The organism is Mesorhizobium sp. XAP4 (assembly GCF_029269325.1).
Classification (GTDB): Bacteria; Pseudomonadota; Alphaproteobacteria; order Rhizobiales; family Rhizobiaceae; genus Mesorhizobium; species Mesorhizobium ciceri.
On sequence record NZ_JARIXW010000001.1, the window covers coordinates 1,728,779 to 1,745,108 of the forward strand.

Genomic DNA, 16,330 nt, shown 5'->3' on the forward strand with positions numbered 1-16,330 from the left:
TCACCTTTCAGCACGTGCCTTGGCGAATTCCTCTGCCGTTCTAGTGGCCTTGGGCAATTTGCTTGGGTCAGCTCCTTCAAACCCCAAGTTCAGCACAAGGAAGGCCTCCTTGCCCTCTTTGTCTCGATTGTCAGGGTAGATCGTGCGTGTGGCTCCGCCTTTGAATTTGATGATGTAGCGGGAATCGAAAGCCTCCTTCTTCGGTGCGCAACGCCTGGCTGCATCCAACCAAGTCTGCCTTGCAAGTTCGTTGTCGGCTTCCATGGCGGCTTTACGATACACTTTGCCCCAATGCTTCCTGTTCAGTTCGATGGACTCCACAATTGTCCTGATGTGGTCAGCCGCCTTTGCCCGTAGCTGGTACAGTTCTTCAATGTTCACTTGCCCTTTGCCGGTTCCTACCTTGGGAAAGCGAATCCTATTGCCGTCTATGGCTGCCTCACGTTCTAACTGGACTTTGTTCCGCTCGATCTCCAATGCCCCTATCTGTTCGTTAATCGCCTTGATCCGAGTGGCGTTCTTGACCATGGCCTCTCTCAACGAGTCTCGAAGGATTTCATCGGCTTCAATCATTTTCAAATGGCCCTGTTGGGATTTGAACAGCCCTAGCCGCTCACCTTCCAACTGCTGAATTTTTTCGGTGATGGTCTCTTGGCGGGATGACGCTGTGCCGCCGTGGATGATTTCCTGTAGATCGAGTTCAGCGGCAAACGATAAAAACGACCCTTCGAAACGTTCATAGTTCCATGGGGCCGCTTCATGACATTTCCCGGTCAGTGAGCCTTTGCAATAAAACTGTATGGCCCTGCCCGGCTTAGGGTTCCTGATGGTCATGGGCTCTTTGCAGAACGCACACTTGGCGATGCCACCAAACAGGTTGGAATAGGTCTTTCCCTTCCTTCCTTTGCCGGTGCGCTGCCGTTGTGCCATGCCTGCCTGTGCCCGGTTGTACTCCTCTATCGTGATGGCCGGTGGGAAGATCATGCACGGGTCGGACTTCGGCGGGTGATAAAGCCCATAGGTAGCCTTTGATTTCAGGATGTAATGGACGTTCGCAATCGTCCAATATTCTGCCCTGCCCTTCCTCCGCTTATCTATGGCGAATGGTCTGATACCATTCGCATTCAGGGTCTTGGCGATCATGGGCAAGCCACACCCGTTCAAGCACATGTCAAATATCCGTCTGACAATCTCTGCCTTGTCTTCGTTCAGCTTCGCTTTGCCTGTCTCTGGGTCTTTGTAGAGCCATCCCGGTAGGTTGCCCGACACCACTTCGCCTGTCTTTTGGGCACGGGCATTGCGCTTGACATAACTGTCTTTGACTCGCTTGCCCTTCGTGGCCGACTCTTCCTTTGCCCGCATGGCCACCAACACGATTGTCAATGCGTCCATGTCGTTGCAGTCGGGATGGTAGGTCTTGCCGTCCGAGAGTGTGACTATGACGATGCCAGCCTTCCAAAGCTCTTGGACGATGGCAGCGGTGGCGAACATGCCTTGACGGGATAGCCGGTCAATCGACTCCACCAAAAGGTAGGAGCCCCGGTTGATTTTGCCTGCCTCTGCGGCTTTCAGGAACGCACCAAGGGCACCGCTTTCGACGTTCTTGCCCTTGAATGCAGACACCCCGGCATCCGTCATCACCCGGTCATCGGCGAGCGGGATGGCGTTTTCAATGCTCCACTTTTCAGCCAAGGAATATTGTCGCCTGTAGCTATCGCCTTGACCTTGAATAGCGGTGGACCAACGAATGTATGAGTACGCCACGGGTCCGATGTAGGGCACCGGTGCCGTCTCGGTGGTCAACGCCTTCTCTAAACTTTCACCGCCTGCCTTTGTGGAATCAAAGTTCAGAGATTTGGCCACGATAGATTCAAAGTTTTGATCGGCGGTCACTATAGATTTATCATTTGTTTTCATATGGTTAGCTCCTTCTGGGCACCATATGGGGATGCCCAAAACGGTTACAAGAGCCTACCCAATGTCCAAACGTTTAGGACGTGACGCGCCAGACGAAACCGGCGGCGAAGACGCGCTCAGCCATAATGGAGAGAATGCGGTCATCGGGGATGTCAGCCACGGCGGCATTGTCAGGCGCCGGACCAAGCAGCGACGTCAGCTCCTCTTCGCCGCCCTTACGTTTTGCGGCGCGAGCGCGAATTTTCTTGAAATCGGCCATTGGTCCCTCGGCAACTGGAATCAATCTAACACTTCCCGTGTGAGCCGGCAGCCTCTACCTCTTACGGCAAGCCTAAGACCCTGGAGATGGCCATGAACAAGACGATCGACGATCTGGCGAACCGCTGGCTCAAGCGGCGGCCGGACGGCCTCAGCCAGCTCGAAAGCCGGGTGCTGCAATCGACGCTCGAACGCACCACCATCTCGCGCGACACCAACAAGGCCGTTGCCTTCCACCAGACCTTCGGCGACCGGCTTGCCGATACGATCGCCCGCATCGGCGGGTCATGGTCCTTCATCCTGACCTTCATCGCCTTTCTGGTCCTATGGACGGCGGGCAATGTCTGGCTCCTGTCGCGTGACGCCTTCGATCCCTACCCGTTCATCTTCCTCAATCTCGTTTTGTCGATGGTAGCCGCCTTGCAGGCGCCGGTGATCATGATGGCGCAGAACCGCCAGACCGAACGCGACCGCATCGACGCCGCCCACGATTACGAGGTCAACCTGAAAGCCGAGATCGAGATCATGGCGCTGCATGAAAAGCTGGATGAACTGCGCCACGGCCAGATTCTCGGCATGCGCGACGAGATCGTGCAACTGACCGAGATGATCAAGCGGATCGACGAAAGGCTGTCTTCGCAGCAGTCGGCTTCATGACCGACGCGATCCACCATTTCATCGAACAATACGGGCTGCTCGCGGTCTTTGTCGGTTGCGTCGCGGAGGGCGAAAGTGCTGCCATTCTCGGCGGCTTCTTCGCCCACCAGCAGGTCTTCGTGCTGTGGCACGCCGTCCTTGCGGCCGGCCTCGGCGCCTTTGTCGGCGACACTTTCTTCTTCATCCTCGGACGAAGCTTTGCCGACCATCCCTATGTCGTCAGATTGCGCAAGCGGCCCGGCTTTCGCCGCGCCTTTCGCCTGCTCAACACCCATCCCGACATTTTCGTGCTGTCGAACCGCTATATCTACGGCATGCGTCTCGTCGGCGGCATTGCAGCCGGGCTCTCCAATATCACAGCGCCGCGCTTCGTCATCCTCAACGCGCTTTCATCGGCGGTCTGGGCGGTGCTGTTCGGTACGATCGGTTATGTCTTTGGACTTGGCGCAGAGCACTTCATCGGCCAGGCGCTGATGCATCACGAACGGTTGCTGATCGGTCTTGGCATAGGCCTGACCGTGGCCGTTGTGGCATGGCTCGTCGCCCGTCACATCGCCAGGAGGGAACGCGCCAGGGAAGGCTGATCGTCAATCCACGCCGAGCGCCTGATCCCCCCGATCGAGGATAAGCGGGACGATCAGGTCTTCCTCGTCGGCAAGATGTCTTGTCAGCATGGCGATCAGCCGGCTGTTTTCGTCGGCATAGGCGTCGGCTGCAAAGCGCTGTCTGTCTTCGCTCTCCTGCAGCGTCTTGATGAAGGCATTGGCCGCCTCGGCATTGCGCTCCAGCCCTTCATGGATGGTGTGGTGGTCGGCATCGAGAATCTCGAAGCCGCGCTTCAAACGGGGCTCGGCCTTGGCGAATACCGGGAAATATTGATAATCCTCGACATTGTGGTGACCGTCGAGATGCCCAAGAAAATGATTGAGGCGCGGCGCGAACCAGCGCGCGAAATCAGGCGCCGTCAGCCGTCCCTCACGGAAGTCGTCAATGCCGTTGGCCAGCATGCCGCCAAGTTCGCGGAACATGTCGTGCCGCTGCAGCCACATATTGGCGATGCCGTGGACGTTGGCATGGTCCTGCCAGTTTTCACGCGGGTATTTTTCGACGAGCCAGCGCAGATCGTCTGGCAGGCCCACGCGTTCGAGAAGCAGAAAATTGGCGGCCCCGGCCATGACAGTCTCCTTTGGTGACTGGCATATAGGCATCGAAAGGCTAGATCGGTAGCCCAGTGATCCGCTCGATAATGGCGATGCCCCAGACACCGGCGACGATGAGCACCGAAATCAGCACCGCCAGCGAACCGCAATCCTTGGCCAACTGGATGTCGACATTGAACTCGCGGCTGAAAGCGTCGCATGCCGCCTCGATGCCGGTGTTAAGCACCTCGACCATGATCAAGAGCAGCACCGCGCCGATCAGCAAGGCATAACCGCGCCACGAGATCGAAACGAACCAGCCGAGCGGCAGTGCCAGCGCCAGCAGCATCAGCTCCTGCTGGAAAGCCTTCTCGCTGGCGGCCAGCTTGCGAAACGCCCGCACCGAATTGAAATAAGCGTCGATCAGCCGCTGCATGCCAAACCCCTTTGCGAATCACCGGCACGGGATAATGCAATGGCTGGCCAGATCAATGGAATAAGGTGACTTGTCCAAGATTCATTCAGCAACCGGTATGGACGGTGTCGACTTTTCAAACTGCGGCAGCCCGTCGTCGATCGAATAATAGTCGCCCTTGTCACCGACGAAAATATGGCATTCCCCCTCAAGACCTGTCGGCTTGTCGAACGATCCCGCCATGACTGAAACGTAGTCCTGGTCTCGCGGCTTCCAGAACAGCACCGACCCGCATGCCTTGCAGAACCCACGCCTGGCGAAGGTAGAGGCTTCGTACCAGGTGATACTTTCCACGCCTTCGATCACGATGTCGACATTGGCAACATTGGTCGCGGCATAGAAATGTCCGCTCTGCTTGCGGCATTGCGAGCAATGACAATAGACGACGCCACGCAACGCTCCGTTCGTTCTGAAGCGGACGGCTCCACACAGACACGATCCCTGGTGACCACCACTCACGTCGATCCTCCTTGAAAGAAAAGTGCCTAGCATCACCTTCAGGATTCCAGCTTTGCGGCGCACGCACGCAAGCAAATGCGACATGTACTGGCGTGGAGAATCCGAAATTCGGTTTCATTTTGAAACGTGCGATGCGCGAATCGCGAATTCAGGCCGCTGCACCGGCGTTGTTTCCAACTGTTGGACGCGCGAACCAGAGCTTTTACAGCCCGCAGACAGAGAAACCCGCGGAACCTTCGCCAGTTAAGAGAACTTTAGCGACAGCGCATTTATGGTCACCCTGCAAGTGAAGGCCGTGGGTGGGGACGCATCCCTTCGCAAGTTGTTCCGAAGCGTCGGTCGCATTCCCCAGGGTTCGGCGACAAAAGGGGACCCGCGAATTCCGCGGATCATCCGGGGGAAGAACCAGAATGCAGCCGGCAGCTGTCCCGACCGAACGCACCGACATCGCAGCCACTGTTGTCGCGACAATGCGCCAGTTGGGCGTGCTCGGCCTGCCGCGCAATTACGAGATCTTCTATGAGGCCCTGAGCGGCACCAATCGCGAACTCAGCCTGGCCGTCGTTTCGCTGAGCAGCCGGCCGACACAGGATGAACTGGATCAGATCGGGCGCACTTTCTTTGCCCACAACCATGGTCCTGGCATCGTCGAGCATGCCCGAGACGTCATTGCCAGGGAGCTCGAGGAGGTTGCTTCACTGCTGCGGAGCGAGCGCAGCCATATCGAGAAATACGGCAGGATCCTCGATGAGACATCGAGCGGCCTCAACGGCCGCAGCCTCCTCTCCCAGGATCTTTTGCACAAGATCGCCAACGCCATGGCGGTCGCCACCAATTCGACGATCGATCACGGCCGGCAGGTGGCCTCGACGCTCAGCGACAAGACGGCCGAACTCGAGACCGTCAAATCGAAGCTCGAGGAATACAAACGGTTGGCCGACACCGATCCCTTGACCCACATCTGGAATCGCCGCGCCTTCGACAAGGAAATCACCAGGATCTACAACAGCAACAGGGGTATCCTGTTCAACGCCCTGGTCCTTGCCGACATCGACCGCTTCAAGGACATCAACGACCGCTTCGGCCACCCGGTCGGCGACAAGATCATCCAGAGCATCGCCGATATCTTCCAGACCAGCATTCGCGGCGACATGTTCGTTGCTCGCACCGGCGGCGAGGAGTTCGCGCTGATCGTCGAGGGCGCCAGCGAGGACGCCACCTATGACGTTGCAGAGCGTATTCGTGCCCTGATCGAGCAGACGCCGTTCACCAGCAGCCAGACGGGCACGAATTACGGCACCGTCACCGTCTCGATGGGTATCTGCATGGCGTCCGAAGCCGAAGGACCCGAAGATCTCTACACCAAGGCCGACCGGGCGCTCTATCGCTCGAAGGTCAGCGGCCGCAACCGCGTCACCAGGCACTCGACGATGGCTGGCCGAGCAGGCAAGAGCTGGCTGCTCTACAAGAAGGATTGAGACTCCCGTTTGCAGATTGTTTTGCGTCCCGCCCCTTTCCATATGAATTTTTGTGGCCTATATTTTCCACAGAAACAGGAAGGCGTCGTAATGCAATCTCAAACCGCTGCCAAGACAGCCGAGAATGCAGTCCTGACCAAGGCAACGGTGCGCGCGGCCGATCTGCTGGACATCACCGCCAGAATGCTGGCCTCGGTGATCGGAGTTTCGGAGGCCACGGTTTCGCGCATGCGCAGGAACGAATTCGTGCTCGAGCGCGGCACCAAGCCATTCGAGCTTGCCGTGTTGTTCGTCAGGCTGTTCCGCTCGCTCGACGCCATTGTCGGCGGCGACGCGGTCGTCGCCCGGGCATGGCTGAAGAACGCCAACACGGCGTTCGACGCTGCTCCGCTTGAAAAGATCCTCACCATCACCGGGCTCGTCGATGTCATTGCCTATCTGGACTCCCGACGCGCTCTCGTCTGAGACCGTCGGCATCGACAGCAAGTACTGGCGCATGGTCGAAGCGCAGCACCATGTCTCGACGCTGAAAATCGTCGACACGCTCGACGAACAGGCGATGCTGGAAGACCTGATCGAGGAAACTAAGCCGCAGATCCCAATTGAATGCCGCCATCTCCACTATCTCCTGGCGACGCCCTTCCGCTACGGCTCGGTCTATCCGCACGGTTCGCGCTTCCGCCGTGCCGGCAGGACCAAGGGCGTCTACTATGCGGCCGAGACCATGATGACCGCGGTGGCCGAAATGGCCTTCTACCGGCTGCTGTTCTTTGCCGAGTCGCCCAAAACACCCTGGCCAAGCGACGCCGCCGAATACACGGCCTTTGCGGCCGCGATCAAATGCGCCAAGGTGATCGATCTCACCCGGCCGCCGCTCGATCGTAACGCAACGGCATGGACGCATCCGACCGACTATGCCGCTTGCCAGGCCATTGCCGATACTGCCCGCGAGGCCGGGCTGGAGGCGATCCGCTACCGCTCGGCGCGCGATCCCAAGGGCGCCAACATTGCGCTGCTGACCTGCCGCGGCTTTGCCAAGGCAAAGCCGCTGGAGCCGCGGACCTGGCGCATCCGGCTTGGGGCGTTCGGCGTGCAGGCGATCTGCGAGTTTCCGGAAAAGCGCATCGAGTTTTCAAGGACGGCGTTTGCTGACCCCAGACTCGCCGGCCTGCGCTGGGAACGCGGGCACTGAACCAACCAAAAGAAAAGCGCCGGATTTCTCCAGCGCTTTTTCCGTCAGCCGTTCAGGCCGAAATCGAGCTTAACCGTTCGCAACCTGCTTGTGCTGCACCGGGTGGCTCTTCTTGAGCAGGTCTGACACCAGGAACGCCAGTTCGATCGCCTGGTCGGCGTTGAGGCGCGGGTCGCAATGGGTGTGGTAGCGGTCCTGCAACTCCTCGGCGGTGATGGCGCGCGCGCCACCGGTGCATTCGGTGACGTTCTTGCCGGTCATCTCGACATGGATGCCGCCCGGATGCGTGCCTTCGGCGCGGTGCACTTCGAAGAAGGTCTGAACCTCCTTCAGGATGCGGTCGAACGGCCGCGTCTTGTAGCCGGCGGCCTCGATCGTGTTGCCGTGCATCGGGTCCGACGACCACACCACGGAGCGGCCTTCCTTCTGCACCGCGCGAACCAGCTTCGGCAGATGGTCGGCGACCTTGTCGGAGCCGAAACGTGCAATCAGCGTCAGCCGGCCGGGTTCATTTTCGGGGTTGAGCAAGTCGATCAGTTCCAGCAAGCCGTCCGGCGTCAGCGACGGACCGCATTTCAGGCCGAGCGGGTTCTTGATGCCGCGGCAATATTCGACATGCGCATGGTCGGGCTGGCGGGTGCGGTCGCCGATCCAGATCATATGGCCCGAGGTAGCGTACCAGTCGCCGGAGGTCGAATCGACACGCGTCAGCGCCTCCTCGTAGCCGAGCAGCAGCGCCTCATGGCTGGTATAGAAATCGGTCTCGCGCAGCGCGTAGTTGGTTTCCGAAGTGATGCCGACGGCCTTCATGAAGTCCATCGTCTCGGTGATGCGGTTGGCGAGCGACTCGTATTTCTCGCCCTGCGGGCTGTCGGACACGAAGCCGAGCATCCAGCGGTGCACATTCTCCAGGCTGGCATAGCCGCCTTGCGCGAAGGCGCGCAGAAGGTTGAGCGTCGCCGCCGACTGGCGGTACGCCATCTCCTGGCGAGCGGGATCCGGAATGCGCGACTTCGGGTCGAATTCGATGCCGTTGATGATGTCGCCGCGATAGCTGGGCAGCGTCACCTCGCCCTTGGTCTCGTTGTCGGACGAGCGCGGCTTGGCGAACTGGCCGGCAACGCGGCCGACCTTGACCACCGGCTGCGCGCCGGCGAAGGTCAGCACCACCGACATCTGCAGGAAGACGCGGAAGAAGTCGCGGATGTTGTCTGCGCCGTGCTCGGCGAAGCTCTCGGCGCAATCGCCACCCTGAAGGAGGAATGCGTCACCGGCAGCGACCGAAGCGAGCTGCTTCTTGAGCTTGCGCGCCTCACCGGCAAAAACCAGCGGCGGAAAGGTTGCGAGCTGGGCTTCCGTGTTCTTCAGCGCGGCGAGGTCCGGATAAGCAGGAACCTGCTTGATCGGCTTTGCTCTCCACGAATTCGGCGACCATTTCGTCATCGCTGCACCCAACGCTCTTTCCAGCGGCCTATACTCCGCCATTCCCGCCCCAATTGGGGATCGCGGCTCCATACACGAAGCCGATTTCCTATTCTAGACCGGAATTTCAGCGCTGGCGAATGGTCCGAGGCTAGCTACGCCGCCTTCTCCACCAGCCGTGCCAACTGCGTCATGACGACCGCCGAGCCCGCCAGCCTCTTCTCGGCTGTCGGCCAGTCGCGCACGAAGACGACACTGTGGTCCGGCCGGATCTTGGCCAACGATCCCTGTTCGCCAATGAACTTGACCAGCCCGACCGGGTTGGAGAATTCGCGCTTGCGGAAATGGATGACGACGCCCTTCGGCCCGGCGTCGAGTTTTTCGACATTGGCCTTGCGGCAGAGCGCCTTGATGAAGACGATCTTCAACAGATGCTTCACCTCCTCCGGCAGCGGGCCGAAGCGGTCGATCAGCTCGGCGCCGAAAGCGTCGATTTCCTCGGTGTTTTCGAGATCGCCGAGACGGCGATAAAGCGCCAGCCGGAGCTGCAGGTCCGGAACATAGCTTTCCGGGATCATCACCGCCGTGCCGACGGCAATCTGCGGCGACCAGCCGCCATCCTGCACCTCGCCCGAATCCTTCACCTCGGCGACGGCTTCTTCCAGCATCTGCTGGTAGAGTTCGAAGCCGACCTCCTTGATGTGTCCGGACTGCTCCTCGCCGAGAAGATTGCCGGCGCCTCTGATATCGAGGTCGTGGCTGGCCAGTTGGAAGCCGGCGCCCAGAGTGTCGAGCGATTGCAGCACCTTGAGCCTCCGCTCGGCGGTGTCCGTCAGCTTGCGGTTGGCTGGCAGCGTGAACAGCGCGTAGGCCCGCACCTTCGAACGGCCGACGCGGCCGCGCAATTGGTAGAGCTGCGACAGGCCGAACATGTCGGCGCGGTGGATGATCAGCGTGTTGGCGGTCGGAATATCAAGGCCGGATTCGACGATGGTGGTCGACAACAGCACGTCGTACTGGCCGTCATAAAAGGCATTCATGATGTCGTCGAGTTCGCCCGGCGGCATCTGGCCATGAGCCACCGCCACCTTCAACTCCGGCACGGATTCCTTCAGGAAATCATGTATTTCCGAGAGATCGCTGATGCGCGGCACCACATAGAAGGAATGGCCACCGCGATAGCGTTCGCGCAGCAGCGTCTCGCGGATCACCAGCGGATCGAAGGGCGATATGAAGGTGCGCACCGCCATGCGATCGACCGGCGGCGTGGCGATCAGCGACAGCTCGCGCACCCCGGTCAACGCCAGTTGCAGCGTTCGCGGGATCGGCGTCGCCGACAGCGTCAGCACGTGCACGTCGGTCTTCAGGTCCTTCAGCCGTTCCTTGTGCTTGACGCCAAAATGCTGCTCTTCGTCGATGATCAGCAGACCAAGGTTCTTGAACGAGATCGCGGAACCGAGCAGCGCGTGCGTGCCGATGACGATGTCGACCTGGCCTTCGGCGATGCCTTTCTTGGTCTCGGTCAGTTCCTTGGCGCCGACCAGCCGCGACGCCTGGGCGACGCGGATCGGCAGGCCGGAAAACCGCTGCGAAAACGTCTTGAAATGCTGGCGTGACAGCAATGTCGTCGGCACCACCACCGCCACCTGAAAGCCTTCCATCGCCGCGATGAAGGCGGCACGCAGCGCCACTTCGGTCTTGCCGAAACCGACATCGCCGCAGATCAGCCGGTCCATCGGCTTGCCGGCAGCAAGATCGTCGCGCACCGAATCGATGGCCGTCTGTTGGTCGTCGGTCTCTTCATAGGGAAAGCGGGCGGCGAACTCGCCATAGAGGCCTTCTGCCGGCACCAGTGGCGGCGCCGAGCGCATCTGCCGCTCGGCGGCGATGCGGATCAATTGACCGGCCATGTCGAGCAGGCGCTTCCTCAGCCGCGCTTTGCGCGACTGCCAGGCGCCGCCGCCAAGCTTGTCCAGCGTCGCCTCGGCCGTGTCAGAACCGTAGCGCGACAGGAGTTCGATGTTTTCCACCGGCAGGAACAGCCGGTCGTCGCCGGCATAGTGGATTTCCAGGCAGTCATGCGGTGCGCCGACCGCTTCGATGGTGCGCAGGCCAATGAAACGGCCAATGCCGTGGTCGGCATGGACGACAATGTCGCCGGCCGACAGCGCCGAGGCCTCGGCAATGAAATCCGAGGGACGCTTCTTGCGTTTCGAGCGCCGGATCAGCCGGTCGCCCAAAATGTCCTGTTCGGCGACGACGACCAGTTTTTCGGTCTCGAAGCCGGATTCGAGCGGCAGCACGGCCAGGGCCGCCTGCCCCGGCTCGAGCTTTTCGGCTTCCGCCAGCGTCACGACCTGCTTGAGGTTGCCGAGATGGTGTTCGGCGAGGATCTGGCCAAGCCGGTCGAGCGAGCCTTCGGTCCAGCCGGCGATGACGACGCGGCGGCGCGCCGCGCGCTCATCGGCGATGTGTTTGACGACGACATCGAACACGTTGGCGTTCGGATCGGCGCGCTCCTCGACGAAGCTGCGGCCGTGGCGCGAACCGGCGTGATAGACCTTCTTGGCGCCAACGTCGGGCGCGTCGAATGGCGTAAAGTCGATCGCTTCGCGCGGCCCGAGCGAGGTGATCAGGTTTTCCGGGGAGAGATAGAGCAGGTCCGGCGCGACTGGCTTATAGGGCACCGCATCCTTCAGCGCGCCGTCGGCCTGCTTCCTGCGCGCCTCGTAGTGATCGAGGATCAGCGTGTGGCGCTCGGCCAGCGCCTCATGCGCCAGATGGTCGAAGATGACGGGCGTGTCAGGCAGATAGTCGAACACCGTCTCCAGCCGTTCGTAAAAGAACGGCAGCCAGTGCTCCATGCCAGCGAAGCGACGCCCTTCGCTGACCGCCGCATAGAGCCCGTCGTCGCGCTGCGGTGCGCCGAAGGCTTCGATATAGGAGCGGCGGAAGCGGCTGATGGTTTCCGGCGTCAGCGCCACCTCGCTCATCGCTTGCAGCGCCATCGACTTGCGTTGACCGGTGGTGCGCTGCGTGGCGGCGTCGAACACACGGATCGATTCCAGCGTGTCGCCGAAGAAATCGAGCCTGAGCGCCTCGGTCCAGCCGGGAGCGAACAGGTCGAGAATGCCGCCGCGCACCGCGAACTCGCCGATGCCGCGCACTGTCGGCACACGCTCGAAACCGGACGTTTCCAGCCGCGAGACCAGTGCGTTCATGTCGATCTGGTTGCCGGGCCTGGCATGAAAAGTCTGCGCCTCGACCAACTCGGACGGCGGAATGCGCTGCAGCAGCGCATTGGCGGTGGTGAGGATGACGGCGCGGTGCGGCTTCTTCGCCAGAGCGATCATGGCGGTCAGCGCATCGAGGCGCTTGGCGGCCGCATCGGAGCCGGGCGAGACGCGGTCGTAGGGCAAGCAATCCCAGGCCGGCAGTTCCAGCACCGGCAGGCCGGGGGCCGCGAAGGACAATGCCTCGATGATCGCCGGCAGGCGCTGACCGTCGCGCGCGACGAACAGAACCGGCTTGTCGGGCGCGATCTCGAGCGCCGCCTGCACCAGCGCAAAGGCTTCGTAGCCGTCGGCGACGCCATCGACGATGAACTGACCGGCGCGGCCTTTCGGCAGACCGATGGTGGGAATGAGGCTCATGAAATCACGGTCTTGTTTTATCGCAATTCCGAACGGAAAACCGCTTCGTACTTTTCCTGGAATTGCTTGTGTTCAGAATGTCAGAGAGCGGCGGAAAGCCAGGATCTTTCGCAGGACGGCACAATCGATATCGGCCGGAACCGGGCGTTCGCCGGTGACCATGGGCAGGAATTCGGTATCGGGAATGTCGAGGAGCCTCTCATATTGGTCGATTTCCTCGTTGGTCAAGACGCCGATCTCAGCGTCGGCGAAAGTGCCGAGGATCAGGTCCATCTCGCGCATGCCGCGATGCCAGGAGCGAAACAGAAGCTTGCGGCGGCGCACGTCCAGCCCCTCGCTTGATCTCGTCGTTCCGGTCATCGTACCGCATCCTTGCTTGCTGCGGCGCATATAGCGTGGATAGAAGGGGCTGTCAGCCTTGCGCTGCCGCCGTCGCAACATAAGCTGACATCATGCGCCCGACCATCCTCGATCCCTTGTTTGTCCCGATTACGTCGCTTGCAGGCGTCGGACCGAAAGTCGGCGCGCTGATCGAGAAGGTTGTTCCGGCCGATCTCGGCGACCGCGCGGCGCGTGCCGGCGATCTTCTGTTCGTGCTGCCGCACACCGTCATCGACCGGCGCAGTCGGCCTGGTATCGCGGGATCCGCGGAAGGCCAGATCGTCACGCTCGATGTGCGCATCGACCGCCACCAGCCGCCACCGCGTGGCAACAGGTCGGTGCCCTACCGGGTCTTCGCCCATGACGATACCGGAGAGATCGCGCTGACCTTCTTCCATGCTCACGCCTCCTATCTCGAAAAGGCGATGCCCGAGGGCGAGCATGTCGTGGTCTCGGGCCGCATGGAATGGTTCAACGGCCGCCCGAGCATGGTCCACCCCGACCATATTGCGCTGGCCAGCGAAGCGGAAAACCTGCCGCTGGTCGAACCGGTCTATCCTCTGACAGCCGGGCTCTCGGGCAAGGTGCTGCGCCGGGCGATCGGCCAGGCGCTGACGCGCGTGCCTGAATTTCCCGAATGGCAGGACGGCGCCTTCATGCGGCGGCACACCTTTGCGGCCTTTGGCGATGCGCTTGCCCGCATCCACAATCCGGCCGACCCGATTGACGTCTCCATCGATGGTGCCGCCTGGCGGCGGCTCGCCTATGACGAGTTGCTGGCGGGCCAGGTCTCGCTGGCGCTGGTGCGAGCGAAAGTCCGCAGGCTGTCCGGGCGACCCCTGGTCGGCGACGGCCGCATCGTCGAAAAACTGCGGGCCGCACTGTCCTATTCGCTGACATCAAGCCAGGAGTTTGCGCTGGCCGAAATCAATGCCGACCTCGCCGACCCAGAGCGCATGCTGCGGCTTCTGCAGGGCGATGTCGGTTCCGGCAAGACTGTCGTCGCGCTGCTGGCCATGGCGCGTGCCGTCGAGGCCGGCGGCCAGGCAGCCTTGATGGCACCGACCGAAATCCTGGCGCGCCAGCATCTTGCGACCATCACGCCGCTTGCCGCCAAGGTAGGGCTTCGCATCGCCATCCTCACCGGTCGCGAGAAGGGCCGCGAACGCGCGGATACGCTGGTCGGCCTGGCAACCGGCGAGATCGACATCGTCGTCGGCACCCACGCGCTGTTCCAGGAGACCGTCACCTTCAAAGACCTCGTCTTCGCCGTCATCGACGAGCAGCATCGTTTCGGCGTCCATCAGCGGCTTGCCATCACCGCCAAGGGCGACGCGCCAGACATGTTGGTGATGACGGCCACTCCTATCCCGCGCACCCTGGTGCTGACCGCTTTCGGTGACATGGACGTGTCGAAACTGACGGAAAAACCGGCCGGCCGCCAGCCGATCCGTACCGTTACGCTGCCGCTCGAGCGGCTCGACGAACTGGTCGCCCGCATGGTGGACGCCGTCGCCGGCGGCCAGAAGATCTACTGGATCTGTCCGCTGGTCGAGGAATCCGAAGAGATCAAACTGATGTCGGCCGAAGACCGCTTCGCCTCGCTGAAACCATTGTTCGGCGATCGCATCGGTCTCGTTCACGGCCGCATGAAGGGTGCCGAGAAGGACGAGGCGATGCGCGCCTTCAAGCAGGGCGAGACACGCATCCTGATCGCCACCACCGTCATCGAGGTCGGCGTCGATGTGCCGGACGCCACCGTCATGGTCATCGAGCATGCAGAGCGCTTCGGCCTGGCCCAGTTGCACCAGCTGCGCGGCCGGGTCGGACGCGGTGACAAGCCCTCCTCATGCGTGCTGCTCTACAAGGACCCGCTCGGCGAGACCGCAAAACGCCGGCTGTCGGTGATGCGCGAGACCGAGGATGGGTTCCTGATCGCCGAGGAGGACCTGAAGCTGCGCGGCGAAGGCGAATTGCTGGGCACCCGCCAGTCGGGCACGCCGGGCTTCCAGGTGGCTCGCATCGAGGCGCATGCCGACCTTCTGGAGGCCGCCCGCGACGATGCCAGGCTGATCCTGTCACGCGATCCGGAGCTGCAATCGCAGCGTGGTGAGGCGTTGCGCCTGCTGCTTTACTTGTTCGGTCGCGACGAAGCCGTGCGGCTTCTGCGCGCCGGCTGAGCCAGGGCGGCAACCGAAGGGTTGGCGAGCATCCCTTCGATCGGCTCGCCATTCACGACAACCATTTGCTTTACTTCGGGCGCCACCAGACCGGCGGAGACGATCAGCTTGGCGCCATCCTCGATCGTCATGTCGAGCGGCACGATGTCCGACTTCGGCACATACATCAGGAAGCCCGTGGTCGGGTTTGGCGTGCACGGCATGAATACGGCGATCAGCGGATCGCCTTCCTGGTCGAGCTTCTGGTTGATCTCGGTTTCCTTTTCACTGGCGACGAACACCAGCGACCACACGCCCTTGCGCGGATATTCGACCAGCCCGACCTGGCGGAACATGTCGCCCTTGTTCGACAGCACGGTCTCGAAAATCTGTTTCAGCGAGCCGTAGATGCCTCGCACCAGCGGCATGCGGCCAAGCAGGCGCTCGCCGAAATTGACGATGGCGCGGCCGACGATGTTTGCCGTCAGGAAACCGATCAGCGTGATCAGGATAAGCGCCACGATCAGTCCGAACCCCGGCACCGGAAACGACAGGTAGGTGTCAGGGCTGTAGCGGGCCGGAATATAAGGCTTCACCCAGGAATCGACCCAGCCGATGAACGACCAGGCAATGTAGGCGGTGATCGCCAAGGGCGCGCAGACGATGAAGCCCGTGAGGAAATAGTTCCTCAGCCGGGTCATGCCGGAGGTCTTGGGAGCGTCGGACATGGTTCACCGGAGCGCGGGTTGCAGCGCAACATTAGTGAACCGGACGAAGCTTTGGAACTGCGAAGTTTTTAAAGAGCCGATTATGCCGCTACTTCCAACGGCTCAATCTTCTCGAGCTCCGGCGCCAGCTTTCTGGCTTCGGTTTCAAGCTCATAGGCCTGTTGAAAATTCATCCAGAATTCGGGCGTGGTGTTGAAAAATCTGGCGAGGCGAAGAGCGGTATCGGGAGTCAGGCCGATCTCTTCCTTGGCAATGCGTTCGATACGGGTGCGCGGAAGGTTGAGCTTTTTCGCCAGCGCGCCTACACTCATGCCGAGCGGGACGAGATATTCTTCACGCAGGAATTCTCCAGGATGAACTGGACGTGCGAACTTCGATGCCATTCGGCTCAACCTCCGGTCTGGAAGGCAAA

General features: G+C 61.2%; 15 protein-coding genes and 1 pseudogene. 6 read left to right on the forward strand and 10 right to left on the reverse strand.

The annotated features are described in order from the left end of the window. Nucleotides 1-1,917, reverse strand: coding sequence for a recombinase family protein (locus P3C39_RS08710; protein WP_275953129.1), 1,917 nt, complete (start codon nt 1,915-1,917; stop codon nt 1-3). An 82-nt stretch (nt 1,918-1,999) separates the two neighbouring features. Then, a pseudogene (locus tag P3C39_RS08715) lies at nt 2,000-2,176 on the reverse strand (DNA-3-methyladenine glycosylase I); the annotation flags it as partial. A 92-nt stretch (nt 2,177-2,268) separates the two neighbouring features. On the opposite strand from P3C39_RS08715, the gene P3C39_RS08720 reads away from it, so the two are divergent. Then, the gene (locus P3C39_RS08720) at nt 2,269-2,832 is read left to right on the forward strand and encodes a DUF1003 domain-containing protein (protein ID WP_024503559.1); all 564 of its coding nucleotides are present in this window, start codon (nt 2,269-2,271) and stop codon (nt 2,830-2,832) included. Beyond that, entirely contained in the window at nt 2,829-3,416 is a 588-nt protein-coding gene (locus tag P3C39_RS08725) for a DedA family protein (RefSeq protein ID WP_275953130.1), read from the forward strand. The genes P3C39_RS08720 and P3C39_RS08725 overlap by 4 nt, the downstream gene beginning before the upstream one ends. A 3-nt stretch (nt 3,417-3,419) precedes the next feature. Here P3C39_RS08725 and P3C39_RS08730 read toward each other — a convergent pair whose 3' ends face one another. From P3C39_RS08730 to P3C39_RS08740, 3 genes are all read right to left on the reverse strand, one after another. Continuing rightward, nucleotides 3,420-4,007, reverse strand: coding sequence for a hemerythrin domain-containing protein (locus P3C39_RS08730; protein WP_024503561.1), 588 nt, complete (start codon nt 4,005-4,007; stop codon nt 3,420-3,422). Nucleotides 4,008-4,047: 40 nt separating this feature from the next. Next, entirely contained in the window at nt 4,048-4,407 is a 360-nt protein-coding gene (locus tag P3C39_RS08735; RefSeq protein ID WP_024503562.1) for a diacylglycerol kinase, read from the reverse strand. Between the two features lie 81 nt (nt 4,408-4,488). Continuing rightward, complete coding sequence (locus P3C39_RS08740; protein WP_127367076.1) at nt 4,489-4,905, reverse strand: GFA family protein; 417 nt, start codon at nt 4,903-4,905, stop codon at nt 4,489-4,491. Nucleotides 4,906-5,315: 410 nt separating this feature from the next. Between P3C39_RS08740 and P3C39_RS08745 the strand changes: the two genes are divergently transcribed. From P3C39_RS08745 to P3C39_RS08755, 3 genes are all read left to right on the forward strand, one after another. After that, entirely contained in the window at nt 5,316-6,383 is a 1,068-nt protein-coding gene (locus P3C39_RS08745) for a GGDEF domain-containing protein (protein WP_027161481.1), read from the forward strand. Nucleotides 6,384-6,473: 90 nt separating this feature from the next. After that, the gene (locus P3C39_RS08750; protein ID WP_013531903.1) at nt 6,474-6,848 is read left to right on the forward strand and encodes an MbcA/ParS/Xre antitoxin family protein; all 375 of its coding nucleotides are present in this window, start codon (nt 6,474-6,476) and stop codon (nt 6,846-6,848) included. After that, nucleotides 6,808-7,575 (forward strand): RES family NAD+ phosphorylase, encoded by a 768-nt coding sequence (locus tag P3C39_RS08755; protein ID WP_032899263.1) that lies wholly within the window; start codon nt 6,808-6,810, stop codon nt 7,573-7,575. The genes P3C39_RS08750 and P3C39_RS08755 overlap by 41 nt, the downstream gene beginning before the upstream one ends. Nucleotides 7,576-7,644: 69 nt before the next feature. On the opposite strand, the gene P3C39_RS08760 is transcribed toward P3C39_RS08755, so the two are convergent. The 3 genes from P3C39_RS08760 to P3C39_RS08770 form a co-directional block, all read right to left on the reverse strand. Further along, on the reverse strand, nt 7,645-9,018 hold the full coding sequence (locus P3C39_RS08760) for a 3-deoxy-7-phosphoheptulonate synthase class II (protein ID WP_013531905.1): 1,374 nt from the start codon (nt 9,016-9,018) through the stop codon (nt 7,645-7,647). A 134-nt stretch (nt 9,019-9,152) separates the two neighbouring features. Further along, nucleotides 9,153-12,650, reverse strand: coding sequence for a transcription-repair coupling factor (gene mfd, locus P3C39_RS08765; protein WP_275953131.1), 3,498 nt, complete (start codon nt 12,648-12,650; stop codon nt 9,153-9,155). A gap of 72 nt (nt 12,651-12,722) precedes the next feature. Continuing rightward, the gene (locus P3C39_RS08770; RefSeq protein ID WP_013531907.1) at nt 12,723-13,010 is read right to left on the reverse strand and encodes a succinate dehydrogenase assembly factor 2; all 288 of its coding nucleotides are present in this window, start codon (nt 13,008-13,010) and stop codon (nt 12,723-12,725) included. A 92-nt stretch (nt 13,011-13,102) separates the two neighbouring features. On the opposite strand from P3C39_RS08770, the gene recG reads away from it, so the two are divergent. Continuing rightward, the gene (gene recG, locus P3C39_RS08775) at nt 13,103-15,211 is read left to right on the forward strand and encodes an ATP-dependent DNA helicase RecG (protein WP_024503566.1); all 2,109 of its coding nucleotides are present in this window, start codon (nt 13,103-13,105) and stop codon (nt 15,209-15,211) included. On the opposite strand, the gene P3C39_RS08780 is transcribed toward recG, so the two are convergent. Together P3C39_RS08780 and P3C39_RS08785 are read right to left on the reverse strand one after the other, a co-directional pair. Beyond that, the gene (locus tag P3C39_RS08780; protein ID WP_024503567.1) at nt 15,163-15,918 is read right to left on the reverse strand and encodes a DUF502 domain-containing protein; all 756 of its coding nucleotides are present in this window, start codon (nt 15,916-15,918) and stop codon (nt 15,163-15,165) included. The genes recG and P3C39_RS08780 overlap by 49 nt on opposite strands. An 80-nt stretch (nt 15,919-15,998) precedes the next feature. Then, the gene (locus tag P3C39_RS08785; protein WP_024503568.1) at nt 15,999-16,301 is read right to left on the reverse strand and encodes a HigA family addiction module antitoxin; all 303 of its coding nucleotides are present in this window, start codon (nt 16,299-16,301) and stop codon (nt 15,999-16,001) included. Between the last annotated feature and the right edge of the window lie 29 nt (nt 16,302-16,330).

Bases quoted from the DNA above. Each gene is read 5' to 3' on its own strand.
- P3C39_RS08725 (WP_275953130.1), top strand. From the start codon at position 2,829: ATGACCGACGCGATCCACCATTTCATCGAACAATACGGGCTGCTCGCG.
- P3C39_RS08710 (WP_275953129.1), bottom strand. From the start codon at position 1,917: ATGAAAACAAATGATAAATCTATAGTGACCGCCGATCAAAACTTTGAA.
- P3C39_RS08785 (WP_024503568.1), bottom strand. From the start codon at position 16,301: ATGGCATCGAAGTTCGCACGTCCAGTTCATCCTGGAGAATTCCTGCGT.
- P3C39_RS08735 (WP_024503562.1), bottom strand. From the start codon at position 4,407: ATGCAGCGGCTGATCGACGCTTATTTCAATTCGGTGCGGGCGTTTCGC.
- P3C39_RS08730 (WP_024503561.1), bottom strand. From the start codon at position 4,007: ATGGCCGGGGCCGCCAATTTTCTGCTTCTCGAACGCGTGGGCCTGCCA.
- P3C39_RS08720 (WP_024503559.1), top strand. From the start codon at position 2,269: ATGAACAAGACGATCGACGATCTGGCGAACCGCTGGCTCAAGCGGCGG.
- P3C39_RS08770 (WP_013531907.1), bottom strand. From the start codon at position 13,010: ATGACCGGAACGACGAGATCAAGCGAGGGGCTGGACGTGCGCCGCCGC.
- P3C39_RS08780 (WP_024503567.1), bottom strand. From the start codon at position 15,918: ATGTCCGACGCTCCCAAGACCTCCGGCATGACCCGGCTGAGGAACTAT.
- P3C39_RS08760 (WP_013531905.1), bottom strand. From the start codon at position 9,018: ATGACGAAATGGTCGCCGAATTCGTGGAGAGCAAAGCCGATCAAGCAG.
- P3C39_RS08750 (WP_013531903.1), top strand. From the start codon at position 6,474: ATGCAATCTCAAACCGCTGCCAAGACAGCCGAGAATGCAGTCCTGACC.
- recG (WP_024503566.1), top strand. From the start codon at position 13,103: ATGCGCCCGACCATCCTCGATCCCTTGTTTGTCCCGATTACGTCGCTT.
- P3C39_RS08755 (WP_032899263.1), top strand. From the start codon at position 6,808: ATGTCATTGCCTATCTGGACTCCCGACGCGCTCTCGTCTGAGACCGTC.
- P3C39_RS08745 (WP_027161481.1), top strand. From the start codon at position 5,316: ATGCAGCCGGCAGCTGTCCCGACCGAACGCACCGACATCGCAGCCACT.
- mfd (WP_275953131.1), bottom strand. From the start codon at position 12,650: ATGAGCCTCATTCCCACCATCGGTCTGCCGAAAGGCCGCGCCGGTCAG.